Below are 17083 nucleotides of genomic sequence, written 5' to 3' on the forward strand. Positions count from 1 at the left end.
GATCCCCGTAGGCCCCGATAAAGAGTTACAGGTCATGGTGGGTGGGAACAGCAGTCCTGCATGTGCTGAAAGCCCGGCTAGCAGTAGCAACTGTGCATTGTTGTGATCCTTCCCAGAGGCTGACTTCCGCTCGCTCAGCCACGTGCCGGGAACTACCACGCACACGAACTCGCTCCAGGTCAACCCGGCCAAAGAACCAAATGCGAGAACGATCGGTGGGCCGTAAGTGTCACCTACAAGCGCAGCGCACAGGGACGAGGGGCCCTTACGTCCCAGCCGACGCCTACCGTCGAGCTGCGCCACCCATCGGCCGCGGGTCTTCGCTGGTGCCGCAAGGATGCAATCGTTCATCCCGTGGCAGACCTCACCATGGTCACCTACCTCATCAACGAAAACACCACGAGGCCCAGTAACCCCGCAACCAGCGTCAGCCTCGACGTCCCGGCTAACACCGGGATCAGCGCCCGGCCCTCGGCGTGGGCGAACACCGCACGGAGCGGCCCAACGAGGAGCAGGCAAAGAATGAGTACCGATAGCAGCCACCAAGACCAGCCAAGAGCCAGGGCAAACATCACGACGCCCACGAGCATGAGCACCGAATAGAAGATGCGTGTTGGTCCATCCCCCATTCTGACCGCCAACGTCCGCTTGCCAGACTGGGTATCTCCAGGGATATCTCGAAGATTGTTGGCCACCAAGATGGCGGTGATGAAGGAGCCAAAACCCACCGCAACTGCTATCGCCGCTGGGGAGACGGCCAACACTTGGACATAATAGGCACCCAAGGTGGCCACTAGCCCGAAGAAGATGAAGACAAACACCTCCCCAAACCCGTAATAGCCATAGGGATGTTTTCCGCCGGTATAGAGCCAAGCAGCGACAATACTCACCGCACCAACAAGCAGCAACCACCAACTGACCATGGCGCAGATGACAACCCCAGCAACCCCAGCAACCCCAAAAGCGATTACTGCCGCAAGGCGCACCGCCTTTGGACTCGCCAGCCGGCTGCCAACCAGCCGCAGTGGACCAACGCGATCCTCGTCAGTGCCACGGATGCCGTCGGAGTAATCGTTGGCATAGTTCACCCCAACCTGTAGGGCCAGCGAGACTACGCCAGCAAGGACCGCTAACAGCGGGCGGAAGTGATGAATCCCGATAGCCAGACCCGTGGCTCCAAGTACCGGGGCGATGGAGGCGGGAAGAGTGCGAGGGCGAGCGCCCTCAACCCATTCTGCTAACGAAGCCATCGATCAGGGCCGTCGTGGAAACTGATCAAAGGCTGGTCGGCGTTTAGCCAGATAGGCATCGCGCCCCTCCTGGGCCTCATCCGACATATAGAACAACATCGTGGCATCCCCGGCGAGCTGCTGGATCCCTGCCAATCCCTCGTCAGCGGCGTTGAAGGAGGCCTTCAGTAACCGTAGGGCGAGCGGTGAGAGGGCAAGAATCTCTCGACACCACTGCACCGTCTCGGCCTCGAGGCGCTCCAGCGGAACGACCGTGTTGACCAATCCCATTCGCAATGCTTCATCTGCGTCGTATTGGCGGCAGAGAAACCAGATCTCCTTGGCTTTTTTGATACCAACCGTCCGGGCCAAAAGTCCAGCTCCATAGCCGCCATCGAAGCTTCCCACACGGGGCCCTGTTTGGCCAAAGCGCGCATTATCTGCGGCGATGGTGAGATCGCAAACGAGGTGGAGCACATGGCCACCACCGATGGCGTATCCAGCCACCATGGCGATGACGGGTTTGGGGAGGCGTCGGATCTGGATCTGGAGGTCCAGCACATTGAGCCTTCCGATCCCCTGCTGAGCGACCGCATCATCGCCGATGTAGCCATCATCGCCGCGAATCCGCTGATCACCACCGGAGCAGAAGGCGAGCGGTCCCTCACCCGTCAAAATGACGACCCCAATGCTCGAGTCATCCCTCGCGATCTCGAAGGCACGCTGTAGTTCGAACAGCGTCTGAGGACGGAACGCATTGCGCACCTCAGGGCGGTTGATCGTGATCTTGGCGATCCCCTCAAGCACCTCAAACCGAATATCGGTGTACTCACCTCTCGGTTCCCATGCGAATTCTTCCATCTCTCCTCCATCTCAACTCGTACCGACCTGCCTGCCAACAACAGATGTCACTGGTAGATATTTCTTGCCATCCGTCTCCTCGTCAGCCGAGGCGACCCATACGACTCCGACGGTACCACCGTGGCCACCCCGCGCCTGGGAGTGAAGTCGCACCGGCAACCATCCGCTCATCAGCTAGTTTAGAGGCGTGAACAAGCTCGTGGCGATCCAACTAGCCCCGTCCCAACAGCTGATCGACTCGATCGCCGAGTGCTGGGCCAACGATGACGCCGTCGCGGTCCTTGATCCGCGATCACCGAGAGAACGCATCCGCGAACGACTCGCCGTGCTCGCACCACACCAGTTGATCGACGCTGCCGGCACCCATGACCTTGATCGAGACGCGCCACCCCTTCCTCCCGACAGTCGGATCGCGATCACCACCTCGGGGACTACAGGACCCCCCAAGGCGATCATCCATACCGCCGAGAACCTGTTGGCCTCGGCACAGTCGATCAGCAAGCGACTCGATATCGATCGCGATGACATCTGGTATTGTCCGCTCTCGCCGGCCTATATCGGCGGGCTCGCCGTGATCGCGAGATCGCTGCTGTTGGGCAATCGAGTCCTCCTGAGCCAGCGTCTTGATCAACCATCAGTCGATGCAGCACGAAGTGCTGGAGCAACCCTGACCGTAGCGGTCACTGCAGCGCTCTCCACCGTCACCTTCGATGGGTTTCGCGTCGTGTTGTTGGGTGCACAACCTCCACCCGAGCAGGTGCCAGCGAACGCAATCGTCACCTACGGCATGACTGAGACCGGTTCCGGTGTCATCTATAACGGATACCCGTTGGCGGGGGTGGATGTTCGGATCATCAACGACATCATCGAGCTCAAGGGTCCGATGATCGCCGGCCGGTATCGTGATCTATCGCCTGTTATCGAAGAGGACGGGTGGCTGCACACCGGCGATCTCGGGGCGTGGGATGAGGATGGATCGCTACACGTGCTGGGGCGCGCTAGCGAGATCATCAACAGTGGCGGGCACAAGGTCAACCCGCTTCGCGTTGAGGCGGCAATTCGAAGTCGTTTTGGTCGTGAGCTCGGGGACCTCTGCATCGTCGGTACACGTGACGATCGCTTTGGCGAAGCCGTGACGCTAGTCACGACTGGTCCATCGGGTCTCGCACTGAGCGAGTTGCGCAACCAACTCGACACTCTCGAGCGGTGGGAACTCCCTCGCAGAATCGTTATGGTCGATTTGATTCCTCGTACCGAGACCGGCAAGCCAATGCGCAAGGTGCTGAGCCAGCGGCTCTCGTCCAACTAGCCAGCGGCTCTCGTCCAACTAGCCAGCGGCTCTCGCCTCATGCATGCTCACCGCGCACCGGCCCCACTGATCTCCAACTGCAATCGCCATAGGAACCACCAACTCCAGAAACCAAACATCAGGCACATCCACCTCACTCAGACCCGTTGGTCGCGGCCATTGACGACAACAACCCCTGTTGGGTTCTGGTCCAGAGTGGCGATAGTGGATGCCAACCCTTTTGCAGTAGCGAGACCGGCCCTTGGGGAACGTGGCGAGGATTGACACTCCATCGGCGACCATCCCCAATGCCCTCGAGATAAGCGCCGAATGGGCACTAACAGAGAGCGAGGGTGCGCCTCCTATGACAACGTCATCGGAGGCGAACCCTCGAAACGATGCTCACCCATCGCGGCAAGCATTGGAGCCTGCCACCGGCCAACTAATCGGTCAACGCTGGCTCGTAATCGATATCACGCTCCTGTGCCGTGGGCATCTTGAAGTAGGGGCGTCCTTTGACCCAGTAGATGATCATCGGGATGAGACCGAGCGCCATCGATCCAAGACCAACAATCAACGTCGTCGCATTTAAGGTTGGGATGGTCTGCTCAAACATCACCGCCATGAAGATCGCACCAACCAGTGGCCACAACCCTGCGAAGAAGAAGTAGTTTGCCCCCGTGAAGAGCTTCTTGCGGTACAAGATCACCACCGAAAAACCTGCGAGTGCATAGTAGATCGCGATCTGGAGGCCGATCGCGTTGATGGCGTCGGAGAGGATCGTTCCGATCGAGCCGACATAGTTCGACGCGACAAAGAGCGCGATCGAGATCACCGCTACGACAACGGTCGCCGTCACGGGAGTCTTTCGAGTGGCGTGGGTAACGCCAAGTGCCCGGGGTAGCGTTCCATCGCGTCCCATGGAGAACATCGTGCGGGTGACCTGGATGATGGTCGTCTCTAGCGTTGCAATGGTGGAGAGCACGACCGCCACCACCAGCAACTTCCCACCGACACCATGCCAGACCGTCTGACCGAGCACCAAGAGCACATCACCGGCGTTGTTTGCGATGATCTTGTTCGTGAGGACCATGTTGGTCCCGATGGTGAACACCTCAAAGAGGACAAAGACGACAATTACTCCGATGATGCCTCCAAGCCCTGGAGTAACCTTGGCGGCCTTGGTCTCCTCGTTCAGGTTCGCGGTCACGTCCCAGCCCCAATAGTAGAAGGCGGCAACGAGTGCACCACCAAAGAAGACACTCGAGGAGTGAAAGACCGAAGGGGAAAACCACGACCACGAGAAGTTGCGCACGTCATGACCGTGGACCAGCATCAACACGGCAAAAACCACCAGGATAACCAGTTCAATTGAGGACATCACCACCTGGATCTTGGCGGTAATCGTCACGCCAGCGATCACTGCCACGATCATGATCAAGAAGACGATCGATCCTACGATGGTCACCGCCGCGACATTATTCGCTGCAGAGCTCGAGAAGAGACCCAAGAAGGTGGAACCGGCCGGATAGGCACCCGCCACCATGAAGATCAAGGCCGAGGCCACCAGCGCCCAACCAGCGATGTAGCCAAGGACGGGATGAAGCGCCCTGCGAACCCAGGCATAACTTGCGCCACTGTTGGCCTCGGAACGACCGAGATAATTGAAGGCCCAGACGATGCCAAACATCGCGATTCCGCAGTACAGCAGGGCTGCAGGCCCACCTACCGAAACCGCGCCGACAAGCACCGCCGTTGATGCCGCTATTGAATAAGCTGGCGCGACGCCAGCCACACCCATGACACTTGAGTCGAGCAACGTGAGCGCGCCACGTTTGAGAGTATGCCCACCCTCCTGATGAACCCCCGATCCCTCAGGCGTATGTTCCACTGTGTCCACGTAACTTCCCCCTTTACCGATCCCACGACAGGTATACGTTGTAATGTAACAGATACTACGGATTCATGTTGCATTTTTATCAAACTTCATTGATTCCGCACAAAAATCTCGATAGAACAAACGTATAGCTAGAACATCCCCATCACTTCGTTACCCCCATCGACGGTGAGGATCGTTCCCGTCATCCATCGAGCCTCCTCAGAGAGCAGGAAGGAGATCACATCGGCTACATCTTCGGGTTCCCCGATTCGGCCAAGCGGAAGGCGACGGGAGAGCTGCTCCTCCATCGCGTCGACCAGCATCGAGGCAAACTGGGTACGAACGAGGCCAGGTGCCACCGCATTCACCCGAATACGGGGCCCGAGTTCAGCCGCGAACTGTCGGGTCAGGTGGATGAGAGCCGCCTTGTGCACGTTATACCACCCGATCAGCGGCTCCACATGGAGTCCACCGATGGAGGCAACGTTCACGACAGCACCATGATGATCACCCCCGCCTAGCCGTTTTGCAAACTCCTGGATCATGATGGTCGGAGCCTTTAGGTTCACCTGATAGACGACGTCCATCACCTTCGGGGTAAGCTCGGTCATGGGTCCGGCCCAAGGATTCGTCGCGGCGTTGTTCACCAACAATGTCACCGTACCCAACATCTCCTCGGTCACATCAAAGATCGCCGACGGTGCATCCTCCTCACGTAGGTTGGCTGGACAAATCCCAACAACGGCCTCTGGCAATTGGTCCCGGATCTGTTGGGCAGCCAACTCAAGTTCATCGAGCTTCCTCGCAACCAACATCACCTGATGCCCCTCACGGCTCAGCCGTGTAGCCGTCGCCAATCCAATACCGCGCGAGCCACCGGTGATGATCGCGATCCCCATACCCACTCCCTTCGTTTCCTGTCTTAAGATTAGACCCAAGACGCCAAACAGTGCATGCAGTCGTCAACAGCTGATGACGTCACTCCCCCAGATGGTAGGCTTGCCTGCAACGATGAGCGACACCCCACCTTCTATCTCCAATCGACTCTCAGAATCTTCGAGTCGATATCTACTGCAACACGCCGATGACCCGGTCGCCTGGCAACCGTATGACCGAGAGAGTCTCGATCTTGCGAGTTCCTTGGATCGCCCTCTTCTCATCTCAATTGGCTACTCTGCCTGCCACTGGTGTCATGTGATGGCGCATGAAACCTTCAATCAACCAGAGGTGGCGGCCTACCTCAACCAACACTTTATCTGCATCAAGGTCGACCGAGAGGAACATCCAGACGTCGATGCGCTCTACATGGAAGCACTCATTGCCCAACAAGGCAGTGGTGGCTGGCCGATCACCGTCTTTGCAACACCGACCGGAATTCCCATCTACTGCGCAACCTACCTCCCGCCCCAGACCAGCTCGCACCTCCCAGGTCTGCTGCCCATCGCCAGCAAAATTGTTCAGCTGAGAGCTGAACAGCCAGAGGCGATCCTTGAAGCGAGCCACGAATACGAGACCGCACTCGCATCTCAGCGTGCCCTCCCCAACTCCTCAGATCTCGAACTAGATCCCGAAGTGATCATCGAGCAGATGATCGCCGAACTCGGAGAACGCTTCGACCCTGAATTTGGGGGTTTTGGCAACCATCCAAAGTTTCCCCAGCCCTATCTCCTTGACATTCTCTGGCGCTCTCGTCATCTCGCTGCCGACCCACAACACGTCGAGAAGATGGTAGTCACAACCCTCAAAGCACTCGCGAATGGCGGCATCCACGACCACGTCGATGGTGGGTTTTTTCGCTACGCAACCGACCGTTTTTGGATCACGCCGCACTTTGAGAAGATGCTCTATGACCAAGCAGGTTTGCTCTCGCTGTTTGCCACCGTGGCAGTCGATACCGATGACGACGATCTTCGGTGGGTCGCCCAGCGTATCTTCGCCTTTGCCTTCACAACCATGCGTCTCGATCACGGACTCTATGCCTCCTCGCTCGATGCCGACGCTGGCGGAGAGGAAGGAGGCTACTATCTTCTCTCCGCGAAGGAACTCCAAGAGCTACTCCTCGATCAGTACACCGTCTTTGCCGATTTTTACGGCGTCTCTCCTGGTGGTAATTTTGAGGGTCGAACGATCCTGCACCGACCAATTGGAGCCAGCCCCAGGCCAGATGAACGCATCACCTCCCTCCTCCCCACCGTATCCCACTATCGCAGCAAACGAATGGAACTCGGAATTGATGACAAAGCGACCTGCGACGGGAACGCAAGTTGGTCCGCCGCGCTACTACGCGCAGGGCGCTTTCTGAACAACACCGCGATGGTTCACGAGGGTCTCGCCCTGGCTGAGGCCTTACGAACCACCTTCCGAGACAAGGACGAGCTCTATCATGTCGCCTACCATGGACAGGTCACGATCAGCGGCTTCGCCTCCGATTACGTGAACTACGCCGGCGCCATGCTCGAAGCCTTTACGGTCTCCGGCGAAGGCACATGGCTGCGGGAGGCCCACTGGGCGCTCTCTTGCGCCGTGGATCGCTTTGGCAGCCCCGATGGACCCGAGCTCGCGATCGGTCGACATGGGGGATTGTTACCCTTTCAAAGCTTCGATCGCTATGACGGTGCGACGCCATCGACCAACTCACTCTTTGCCTGGTTCGCCAATCGAGTCGGCATGCTCGCTGATGACCCCGCTCTCCGAGCGACTGCCTCCAAGATAGTGCAGGCCTATCTCCCGCTTATAGAACGAGTTCCCGCATCGTTCTCGATCCTGTGCTGGGCGCTGGTCGAACTCGAACTCGGCACCACCGAGGTCCTCATCCCTGGTGATGCCGATCGGGAATTGATCGAGGTGGCCCTCCTCAGTACGCGGGGAGATCTCATCGTTGCGCACGGTGAGGGATCACCCCTCCTTCAGGGCCTCGACGACGGGTTTGCCTATCTGTGCCACAACCGCGTCTGTCAACTCCCCACCACCGACCCGGCTCACCTCCGACATGCGCTCCGGGGTGAAGAGTGAAACCGGTAGCTCGTTACCTCCTACTCGGATCGATCGCTGAAAACAGTCTGCGAAGAGAGTTGATCGTCGCCGACACGGCGAAACGTCGGCTCCTTCGTCTACAGCTTCCCGCCGACACCGAAGTCGAGGTACCAACCTATCTCGACCTTGAGAACGCTGCCCCGACTACCGACATCGATCCTGCACGGCCAGAACAGATACGAGCCACAACCATGCGCCGTATCAGTCGACCCCCCAAATCCAAACTTGTCACCTCGGTCCTCGATGAACTCTCCCAAACAGAAGAACTTCCTCCACTCTTTCTCCCCGGCCCAAGTGTGGCCTACGCTCGATTCGAAGCCTCGTTCCCCTCCGTCGCGAGTCTCGCCCTCCATGATCCGATTCTCGAACCTCAGTTAGATGGCAAATTACTGCTCGGGTTTCTTTGGCACGGGCAACGTCATCACTTGCCACTCACCAAGGAACTCGCTAGCCACTTTGATGTGAATACCTCAGTCGGCGGACGGAAATGGAAGCTCGTTCGCGATGGTATCCCCTCGTATGCGGTTGCCGCCTACAGCGCACCCTTTGAGGGTTATTGTAAAAAGTGGATCGTAGCTCTCTACTAGCCGTTCGGCTCCACGCCAGCGAGCGGTCAGAACATTGACTGGTCTCAAACGTGGAGAGCCTTTCCATCACACCCGCCAGGGCATGGGCTGATCACTGACATCCAGGCACCATCTGCCTACCGCTGACCCCTCGCCGTCTGATGCCGCTGTAGCCCAACGCAGCCGGGTCTACGCCGTAACCGGTGAAGCCTCGACGATGACGTTGTCGGCATAGGAGCCACCCACGCCGGGGACCTCGGTGAAGGGGCCGCCACAGGTGACAAGGGCGAGGGTTGGTGGACCCTGGTTGGTGAAGAGCTGGGGATGAGCCACCGTGTTGGGGGAGAGGGTTGGTTTGGTGGTGATGCGCCAGGTGGTCTCGTGTCCACCCCAGTTGAGGATCACCTGATCCCCGGGGACGAGTTGGCCGATCTCACCAAGGGCTCCTTCACCTTGGCCAACCCAGTTCACGTGGCCTGCCAGGAGGGTGACACCGGACTCTCCCGGGGTTGGGGTCTGTTCGTCCCATCCTACGTTATGGACATCTGGAGGGATGGTGAGTTCTCCATTGGTGGGACCCTCAGCAAGGATTGGGGCAGAGATGTCAAGGGCGGGGATGGAGATGGTGGCGACCTGGTTGGGAAGGGTCGGGTTCCAGGGGACTGAGGTGTAGGTGGGGGTGGTGGGCTTTGCCTTAGCGAGCTTGATGGCTCGCTGGTGATCCTTCACCGTTAGGCGGTGGATCTGGGCCTTGGGGGAGTTGTGGATCCCCTCATAGGTCAAGACTCCCCCGACGATGATAGCGAGGGAGGCACCAAGGGTGAGGACTTTGGTGAGAAGTCCTCGCCCTTGGTGGGTAGTCCTTTGGTGTCTATGCGACCTCATCGGTTTTACCGTAGTCGATTGTTCCCTTACGCTTGCGCTCGATACCTACATACGCAAGACCAGCGATGCCAAGACTTGCGATACCGATGCCGATGGGGAGAGCATTGGTGGTACTAGTTGGAGCGACTGGGGGGCCAGTGACCAGTGAGACTGGGGCTGGAGCGGTGGATGAGGCGTTGGTGGTCGGGGATGAAGTGTTCGTGGACGAGGCGTTCGTGGACGAGGACTTGGTGGTCGGGGATGAAGTGTTCGTGGACGAGGACTTGGTGGTCGGGGATGAAGTGTTCGTGGACGAGGCGTTGGTAGACGAGGATTTGGTGGTCGGGGATGAATTGTTCGTGGACGAGGACTTGGTGGTGGCCACCGTGATCGTGAGGGTTGCTGGCGCACTGGTAATCGAAGTCCCAGTTGAGGTCTGAGCTTTCGCGGTAGCAACGTCGGTCACCTTGCCATTGCTGATGTCGGTGCTCGTCACGGTGTAGGTCCCCGTGCAGGTGACACTTGCTCCAGCCGCAAGTGACATAACCGGGCAAGAGACCGGACCAGCAAGACTCTCTCCAGCGACCGATTGATCATCGATCACAGTGAGGTTGCTTAATGTGGTGTTACCAGTATCGGTCACGACAAAGTCATAAGTAATGCTCTGGCCCACCGTGGTGATGGGGTTTGGAGAGCCAGGGGCCTCCATCTTTACGAGAGAGAGACCTGGGGAACCGTCCAAACTCGGGGTGCTGGCACATCCTGGACCACCACTAATGACAAACTCGCCAGACCAGCCAGAACTGACCACAGCCGTTCCACTAATCGGGGCAGCACCGGGCTCATAGACCAAATAATGACCGCTCTGACCATCGAGACTACTCAAGCCAACTTGCGAAGTGTAGGTCCCAGAACCATTATCGTACTGCCAAGTAATCGTCACAAAACCCGGAACGGTATCACCAGTTTGAAGACCATTAAGGATAAACAACCAGTCAGGCGCCGAACTACCACCTTCGGATGACAAGGAACAAGAATTGGGCACCCCATTGGTGGTACCAGCGTTATGAAGGCTCACGGTTTTCGTGGCTCCGGATGTCGTGCTCACGGCTGTCGTGGCTCCGGTTGCAGGGTTCTTTGCAACACCCTTGGCTTTCCCGTTCAAGTGAGCGTTACTGAGCTCGAACGCAGGCGACCTCGAGCTAGATCCGAAGGAACCCGATCCGAGCGATACGAGACCCACGGACGCACCCACCACAATCATCGCTATCATCGGCTTGATCAAAGCACCAGCGATCTTTTGCTCTGTTCGAAAACTCATTCTTCTCTCCTCATCATCGGATCTCGTCCGATTATGGCTACCAATTGCCTGACACACTCTCGCCACCTCGGAGGACAGGAAGCCTGCATCAAAGGAGGTATAGGCATAGTCAAGCACGCATTTTCACAAACTGCGGCCATTTTGGCAAAAGAATTTAAAGTTTTCCTAGTTTACGACCGATAAGGCTACCCCAAGTGCCACTACATTGTTAAAACTTGGACCGCGAGTCGGCATCCATCCCTCTTGCGAGGATTGCCTGGGGGCCGGCACCACGCATTCTGATCAATTTGAAGGTTGGACCCTGTTGCATACATGCCGATCTTCCATAGGGCCTATGTCGCTGTTGAGGTGGAACCAGCTGGCGATCGGTCGGTGGATGATGCTGCCCAACTGGTTGTGTAGTGTCGATGAAGCGCTGCTCACCTGATGTGTCGCAGCACCCTCGCGATCGAACCACTATCCGTCCTCGCTTCGACGTTCGACACCACGAAAGCTCACCCTTCTCAGGGCGGCCAGACAACTGCTCGGGTCCAGGCGACCTCGAATCCTGGAGCTCCGATGCGATGAGCAGGGTTCGTGACTCAGATAGGTGAGTCACGATCAGCGGCAGGCCAGTTCTCTCACAAGGCCAGTCCCTTCAGCTGCTTCCAGCCTTCACTGTAGTAGCAACCCATCTATCTGCAACAACATCGCCGCCAAACCATTTGATCGCAGCAACGGACTTGCGCTACAACGCCACCACGAACGCACCCTCGACGTCAGGAATCCAACCACCAATACCCTAAAGCTGCGTTGGACCGAGTGACGTGACGCCTGAGGACGAATTGTGGGCGCGAGATCACAATTTTTCTCTCGACATCGACGGTGCTAGCGTTACAAGAGGAGGAACGCCCATGTCGCAGGTACCGTATTGGTTTAACACCACCGAACCAGCACCAGACCTCGCACCCGATATCGCCGAGAGGATCGAGACGGTTCGTGAGAAATCTGGCTTCCTACCCAACGTTTTCTCGGCACTCTCGTATTTCCCTGCCGAATTCCGCGCCTTCTTCGACTATCACGATGCCCTCATGGAGGGGGATTCTGGGCTGACCAAGGCAGAACGGGAGATGATCGTCGTCGCAACCTCAGCCACCAACCGTTGCACGTACTGCGTTGTTGCCCACGGTGCGATCTATCGCATTCGCTCCAAGCATCCCTACCGATCCGATCAGCTCGCTATCGACTTCGAACGTGCCGATTTGAGTGATCGTGAGAAAGCCATCCTGCGTTTTGCCCATACCGTATCACTACATCCCGAAACAGTGACGCCCGAGGACTTCTCCTCGCTCTACGATTTTGGACTGACGGATGACGATATATGGAGAGTGGGCGCCATCACCGCATTCTTTGCCCTGTCGAATCGGCTCGCTGGCTTTGCAAAGATACTTCCCAACCAGGAGTTCTACCTCATGGGGAGAGATCGACCACTACCCTAGCTACCCGCCGCCATGAGGTTCAAAACCGGTAGCGACTCCAAGCCGCCAGGCAACACTATGGGCAAGGAGATCAGCTTGCTCGACCGCGCGCGCTTTACCAGCCGTTTCGGTAGCCGTATCCGCGACGATACGAGCTGGGATCGTCGTACCGACTGCTGTCACCAGCACAGCCACGATGTTGCATCATCATGCGGCGTCGACGACGTGGGAGCGCAACGAGAAGAAAGACCAGACCAGCCAAGATAAAGAACGGTCCGACTGCTGGGGCAGCACCCGCCAGGATAAAGAATGCAAAGAAGGCAATCAACACGGAACGAGAGCGCGGCCGTCGTATCGGCTGGGGAGTCTCATCGGTGACGACCGAACGCTTCGGAAACGCATGCTGATAGAGGAACGAATGGTCATAGGGCAGATCCTCGACCAACGCTAGAAGATCTCCGTAGTCCACTGTGGTATGAACACGCTCGAGTCGATCGGTGAACTCACTTTGACTTAACCTACCATCTTCGAAACCGCGTCGAAGAAGCGACTCCACGTGCTCTCGATCACTCGCGGAGTTCCGTATGTGCATTGGATCGATGGCCATATACCAACTCTAGCGCATTTCGTCCAAACATTACCGGATTTGGTACAAACATAACGAGGCACTGCTTCAGCCTCGGGTCAGGCCAACGAACAGCGCCCCATGCCGCTCACCGGCCGACCTGTCGACCGCCGCCGCATCAAAATCGCCTCCTGTAGGCAACTCCCAAGAACCTTGCCCCACTACTGATCGCGTGAGGCTCACAAGGTCATTGCAGTGCTCGTCACTGTAACGAATGACGACTCAGGCCGGGCCCATCGGTGTGTCTACTCGTCGTAGAGCACCATGCCACGGACGTTTGCTCCGTCTCGCATATCGGCATAACCTTGATTAATCTCGTCAAGCGTGTAGGTCCTGGTGACGAGCTCATCGAGCTTAAGATCGCCGCGCTGATACCAGGACAGGAGACGGGGAATATCCGCGCGCGGATTCGCCGAGCCAAAGAGCGAACCGTGCACACTCTTTTGATAGAGGGTGAGGTCAAGGAGCGACATCGTCACCTCCGTCTCGTAAGCACTTGCCAGACCCGTAACCACAACGCGTGCGTTCTTGCCCGCAAGGGCCAAGGCATCGGCCATCATGGATCCCTCCACGACACCTGGTGTCATGATCACCGCATTTGCCATATTCCCCCAGGAGATATCGCTGATCATCTCCTTTGCCTCCGCCATGGAGGGAGCATCGTGGGTAGCACCGAATTCGTAGGCTCGGTTTCGTTTCCAGGCGTTCGGGTCGATTGCGACGACCATACCAGCGCCAGCGAGACGAGCACCCTGGACGGCATTCATACCGATGCCACCCACGCCGACCACCGCCACGATATCGCCAGGAGCAACCTTGGCGGTGTAGATTGCAGAACCGACGCCAGTCGTCACACCGCAACCCACGAGGGCCGCAGCCTGTAGTGGGATATCCTCGTGGATCTTGACGACTGAGGACTCATGGGCGACAACATAGGGAGCGAAGGTTCCAAGCAGGCAAAACGTGCCAACACCCTGACCACGAGCGGTGATTCGCTGCCCGCCGGCTAGCTCAGACCCCGAGACGAGGTGGGCTCCAAGTACGCACAGGTTTTGATGTCCCGTCGAACACATGTCGCAGACTCCACAGGCAGGGATGAAGGAGAGGACCACGTGATCACCCTCGCTAACCGAGGTCACTCCCTCACCGATCGCCTCCACGACGCCTGCGCCTTCATGGCCACCAACGATCGGTAGTGGAGCCGGCAGATCACCGGTCACCAGATGCTCGTCCGAGTGACACAGGCCAGAGGCGACAAGTTTGACACGCACCTCATGCGCGAGCGGATCAGCGAGCTCAACCTCCTCAACACTCCACTCGGATTTTGGTTCCCATAACACGGCTGCTGGCATCTTCATGCATGTCCCCCTTTGAACTGGCCCCAATCCTAGCAAAACAATGCCAGTCCGTGTGATCGGAAAAAGAATCCGTTCTCGTCGACGAAGCCGACAGGTGGCGCTCACTAATCTGGAGAGCACATGCAATCTTTTGTCCACCTTCACACCCATACCGAGTACTCGATGCTCGATGGGGCTGCCAGAATCAACGACGTCCTCGATAAGGCCCAAGAGGACCAGCAACCAGCGATGGCCATCACTGACCATGGCAACATGTACGGGGTTCTCGACTTCTACAAAGGAGCGAGAGCCCGTGGAATCAACCCGATCATCGGCATCGAGGCCTACATGGCAGGCCAGTCCCGTCGGGATCGACCGGCGCGTCGGGGCCGCATCGACGACACCGGTGGCGATGGCGAGAGTGGTGAGAAAATGTATTATCACCTCGTCTTGCTCGCTGAAAACAACGTCGGCTACCGCAACCTCATCCAGCTCTCGTCGCGCGCCTTCCTGGAGGGCTACTACTACAAACCCCGCGTCGATTGGGAGCTCCTAGAGGAACACCACGAGGGGCTCATCGCCACCACCGGGTGCCTCGGTGGCCTGGTACTCCAACAACTGCTCCGCGGCGACACCGACAAGGCGACCGCGATCGCCGGCAGACTCCAGGACATCTTCGGCAAGGATAGTCTTTTTGTCGAACTCCAAGATCATGGATTAGCCGAACAGAAACGCACCAACCCGCTACTCGTCGACCTCGCTCGGAGGATCGGCGCACCCCTCGTCGCCACCAACGATTCCCACTATGTGCATCGAGAAGACCATATGGCCCACGATGCGCTCCTCTGCATCCAAACTGGCGCCACGCTCAACGATGAGAATCGTTTTAAGTTCGATGGGTCAGAGCACTACGTTAAGACAGCTGCGGAGATGCGCGAGCTCTTCCGCGATCTCCCCGAAGCCTGCGATAACACGCTCGCTATCGGCGAACGCTGCAACGTCACGATCGAGTTCGGTGCTCCGCAACTACCTGAGATTCCTATCCCCGATGAGTTCCAAGCCAGCGACTATCATCAATCCGCCACCATCTATCTGCGTCACCTCACCGAGGCCGGTGCTCACGAACGTTACGGAGCCACGCTTGACGAGCGCACGCGCTCCCGTATCGACTACGAACTCACCGTCATCGCCGAGATGGGCTTCTCGGGTTACTTTCTGGTGGTCTGGGATCTCATCCGTCATGCCGTCGAGTCACACATTCGCGTGGGGCCAGGTCGAGGATCAGCGGCCGGATCGGTCGTCGCCTACTGCCTGCGAATCGTCGACCTCGATCCGATCCGGTACGATCTGCTCTTTGAACGCTTCCTCAATCCTGGCCGAACCCAGATGCCCGACATCGACATGGACTTCGATGAGCGCTATCGATCCGAGATGATCCGCTATGCCGGTCGTCGCTACGGTGCCGACCATGTCGCCCAAATCGTCACCTTCTCCACCATCAAGGCGCGAGCCGCCGTCCGAGACGCCGCCCGTGTATTGGGTCTCCCCTATGCCGTTGGCGACCGCATCGCCAAAGTCATGCCTCCTCTCGTCATGGGGCGCGACACCCCTCTGGCGGCCTGCCTCGAACTCAAGCCCGGTTTTGAGGATGGCTACCAGGCGGCCGCAGAGTTGCGAGAGATGGTCGAGACCGATCCTGAGGTCAAGACCGTCGTTGACGTCGCCAAGGGGCTGGAGGGCCTACGACGCCAAGACGGTATTCACGCAGCCGCCGTTGTCATTACCAATGAGCCGCTCACAACGTATCTCCCAATCCAACGCAAGCCAGATCCGGGTCAAGACCCGTCACTCGCTCCGATGGTTACCCAGTATGAGATGCACGGAGTTGAAGAACTGGGACTACTGAAGATGGACTTCCTCGGACTTCGCACCCTCTCGGTGCTCGACCGTGCCATCGAGTTAATCAAGGAGTCTCGGGGTATTGCGCTCACCCTCGAAGGGATCCCCCTCGATGATGAACCAACGTATGCAATGCTCAGAGAGGCCGATACCATCGGCGTCTTCCAGTTGGAGGGTACCCCAATGCGGGCCCTCGTTCGATCGCTCGCGCCAACCCGTTTTGACGACATCGCCGCCCTCACTGCTCTGTATCGACCAGGTCCAATGGCGGCGAATATGCATAACGATTACGCCGACCGCAAGAACGGGCGTAAGCAGATCACTTACCTCCATCCCGACCTTGAAGAGCTCCTCTCTGATACCTACGGTCTGATGATCTATCAGGAGTCGGTGATGCGAGTCGCGCAAAAGTTCGCTGGTTATACCCTGGCCGAAGCGGACAATCTCCGCAAAGCCTGTGGGAAAAAGATTCGGGCATTGATCGCCGCCGAGCGAGAGAAGTTCGTCAAAGGGTGTATCGACACCGGCTACGGCGAGCAGATCGGCACTGAGCTGTTTAACATCATCGAACCCTTCGCCGACTATGCCTTCAACAAGTCCCACTCCTATGGCTATGGACTCATCGCCTACCAAACCGCCTACCTGAAGGCCAATTACCCAACCCAGTATTTAGCTGCGCTCTTGACCTCGGTCAAGGACGATAAGGACAAGACCGCCCTCTACC

Annotated in this window: 13 protein-coding genes; 5 read left to right on the forward strand and 8 right to left on the reverse strand. The window is 57.9% G+C overall.

Going from position 1 to position 17083, the window contains the following annotated elements; genetic code table 11:
- Positions 1-377: 377 nt before the first annotated feature.
- Positions 378-1250, reverse strand: coding sequence for a 1,4-dihydroxy-2-naphthoate polyprenyltransferase (locus M7Q83_RS12935; protein ID WP_298339618.1), 873 nt, complete (start codon positions 1248-1250; stop codon positions 378-380).
- Between the two features lie 3 nt (positions 1251-1253).
- Entirely contained in the window at positions 1254-2090 is an 837-nt protein-coding gene (gene menB / locus M7Q83_RS12940; protein ID WP_298339621.1) for a 1,4-dihydroxy-2-naphthoyl-CoA synthase, read from the reverse strand.
- Positions 2091-2277: 187 nt separating this feature from the next.
- Here menB and M7Q83_RS12945 point away from each other — a divergent pair, with 187 nt between their 5' ends.
- Entirely contained in the window at positions 2278-3399 is a 1122-nt protein-coding gene (locus M7Q83_RS12945) for an AMP-binding protein (protein WP_298339624.1), read from the forward strand.
- A 421-nt stretch (positions 3400-3820) separates the two neighbouring features.
- Here M7Q83_RS12945 and M7Q83_RS12950 read toward each other — a convergent pair whose 3' ends face one another.
- Together M7Q83_RS12950 and M7Q83_RS12955 are read right to left on the reverse strand one after the other, a co-directional pair.
- Positions 3821-5278: an APC family permease gene (locus M7Q83_RS12950; RefSeq protein ID WP_298339627.1), complete on the reverse strand. Its 1458-nt coding sequence runs from the start codon at positions 5276-5278 to the stop codon at positions 3821-3823.
- Positions 5279-5406: 128 nt separating this feature from the next.
- Positions 5407-6156: an SDR family oxidoreductase gene (locus tag M7Q83_RS12955; protein WP_298339631.1), complete on the reverse strand. Its 750-nt coding sequence runs from the start codon at positions 6154-6156 to the stop codon at positions 5407-5409.
- Between the two features lie 112 nt (positions 6157-6268).
- Between M7Q83_RS12955 and M7Q83_RS12960 the strand changes: the two genes are divergently transcribed.
- Both M7Q83_RS12960 and M7Q83_RS12965 read left to right on the forward strand, forming a co-directional pair.
- Entirely contained in the window at positions 6269-8269 is a 2001-nt protein-coding gene (locus M7Q83_RS12960; protein WP_298339634.1) for a thioredoxin domain-containing protein, read from the forward strand.
- The gene (locus M7Q83_RS12965) at positions 8266-8877 is read left to right on the forward strand and encodes a hypothetical protein (RefSeq protein ID WP_298339636.1); all 612 of its coding nucleotides are present in this window, start codon (positions 8266-8268) and stop codon (positions 8875-8877) included. The genes M7Q83_RS12960 and M7Q83_RS12965 overlap by 4 nt, the downstream gene beginning before the upstream one ends.
- Before the next feature lie 168 nt (positions 8878-9045).
- Here the strand turns inward: M7Q83_RS12965 and M7Q83_RS12970 are convergent, their stop codons facing one another.
- Both M7Q83_RS12970 and M7Q83_RS12975 read right to left on the reverse strand, forming a co-directional pair.
- Positions 9046-9741, reverse strand: coding sequence for a class F sortase (locus tag M7Q83_RS12970; protein ID WP_298339639.1), 696 nt, complete (start codon positions 9739-9741; stop codon positions 9046-9048).
- Positions 9728-11041, reverse strand: a complete 1314-nt coding sequence (locus tag M7Q83_RS12975; RefSeq protein ID WP_298339642.1) for a hypothetical protein — start codon at positions 11039-11041, stop codon at positions 9728-9730. The genes M7Q83_RS12970 and M7Q83_RS12975 overlap by 14 nt, the downstream gene beginning before the upstream one ends.
- Before the next feature lie 893 nt (positions 11042-11934).
- Here M7Q83_RS12975 and M7Q83_RS12980 point away from each other — a divergent pair.
- A complete protein-coding gene (locus M7Q83_RS12980; RefSeq protein WP_298339645.1) occupies positions 11935-12519 on the forward strand; it encodes a peroxidase-related enzyme in 585 nt (194 codons plus the stop codon).
- Positions 12520-12613: 94 nt separating this feature from the next.
- Here the strand turns inward: M7Q83_RS12980 and M7Q83_RS12985 are convergent, their stop codons facing one another.
- Complete coding sequence (locus M7Q83_RS12985; RefSeq protein ID WP_298339648.1) at positions 12614-13105, reverse strand: DUF1707 domain-containing protein; 492 nt, start codon at positions 13103-13105, stop codon at positions 12614-12616.
- Positions 13106-13368: 263 nt separating this feature from the next.
- Complete coding sequence (locus tag M7Q83_RS12990; protein ID WP_298339650.1) at positions 13369-14481, reverse strand: NDMA-dependent alcohol dehydrogenase; 1113 nt, start codon at positions 14479-14481, stop codon at positions 13369-13371.
- Positions 14482-14601: 120 nt separating this feature from the next.
- On the opposite strand from M7Q83_RS12990, the gene dnaE reads away from it, so the two are divergent.
- On the forward strand, positions 14602-17083 hold a 2482-nt coding region (dnaE, locus tag M7Q83_RS12995; protein WP_298339653.1), incomplete at its 3' end, for a DNA polymerase III subunit alpha.

It is taken from the genome of Ferrimicrobium sp. (assembly GCF_027364955.1).
In the GTDB taxonomy this organism is placed as follows: Bacteria; Actinomycetota; Acidimicrobiia; order Acidimicrobiales; family Acidimicrobiaceae; genus Ferrimicrobium.

Bases quoted from the DNA above. Each gene is read 5' to 3' on its own strand.
- M7Q83_RS12935 (WP_298339618.1), bottom strand. From the start codon at position 1,250: ATGGCTTCGTTAGCAGAATGGGTTGAGGGCGCTCGCCCTCGCACTCTT.
- menB (WP_298339621.1), bottom strand. From the start codon at position 2,090: ATGGAAGAATTCGCATGGGAACCGAGAGGTGAGTACACCGATATTCGG.
- M7Q83_RS12955 (WP_298339631.1), bottom strand. From the start codon at position 6,156: ATGGGGATCGCGATCATCACCGGTGGCTCGCGCGGTATTGGATTGGCG.
- M7Q83_RS12960 (WP_298339634.1), top strand. From the start codon at position 6,269: ATGAGCGACACCCCACCTTCTATCTCCAATCGACTCTCAGAATCTTCG.
- M7Q83_RS12970 (WP_298339639.1), bottom strand. From the start codon at position 9,741: ATGAGGTCGCATAGACACCAAAGGACTACCCACCAAGGGCGAGGACTT.
- M7Q83_RS12975 (WP_298339642.1), bottom strand. From the start codon at position 11,041: ATGAGTTTTCGAACAGAGCAAAAGATCGCTGGTGCTTTGATCAAGCCG.
- M7Q83_RS12980 (WP_298339645.1), top strand. From the start codon at position 11,935: ATGTCGCAGGTACCGTATTGGTTTAACACCACCGAACCAGCACCAGAC.
- M7Q83_RS12985 (WP_298339648.1), bottom strand. From the start codon at position 13,105: ATGGCCATCGATCCAATGCACATACGGAACTCCGCGAGTGATCGAGAG.
- M7Q83_RS12990 (WP_298339650.1), bottom strand. From the start codon at position 14,481: ATGAAGATGCCAGCAGCCGTGTTATGGGAACCAAAATCCGAGTGGAGT.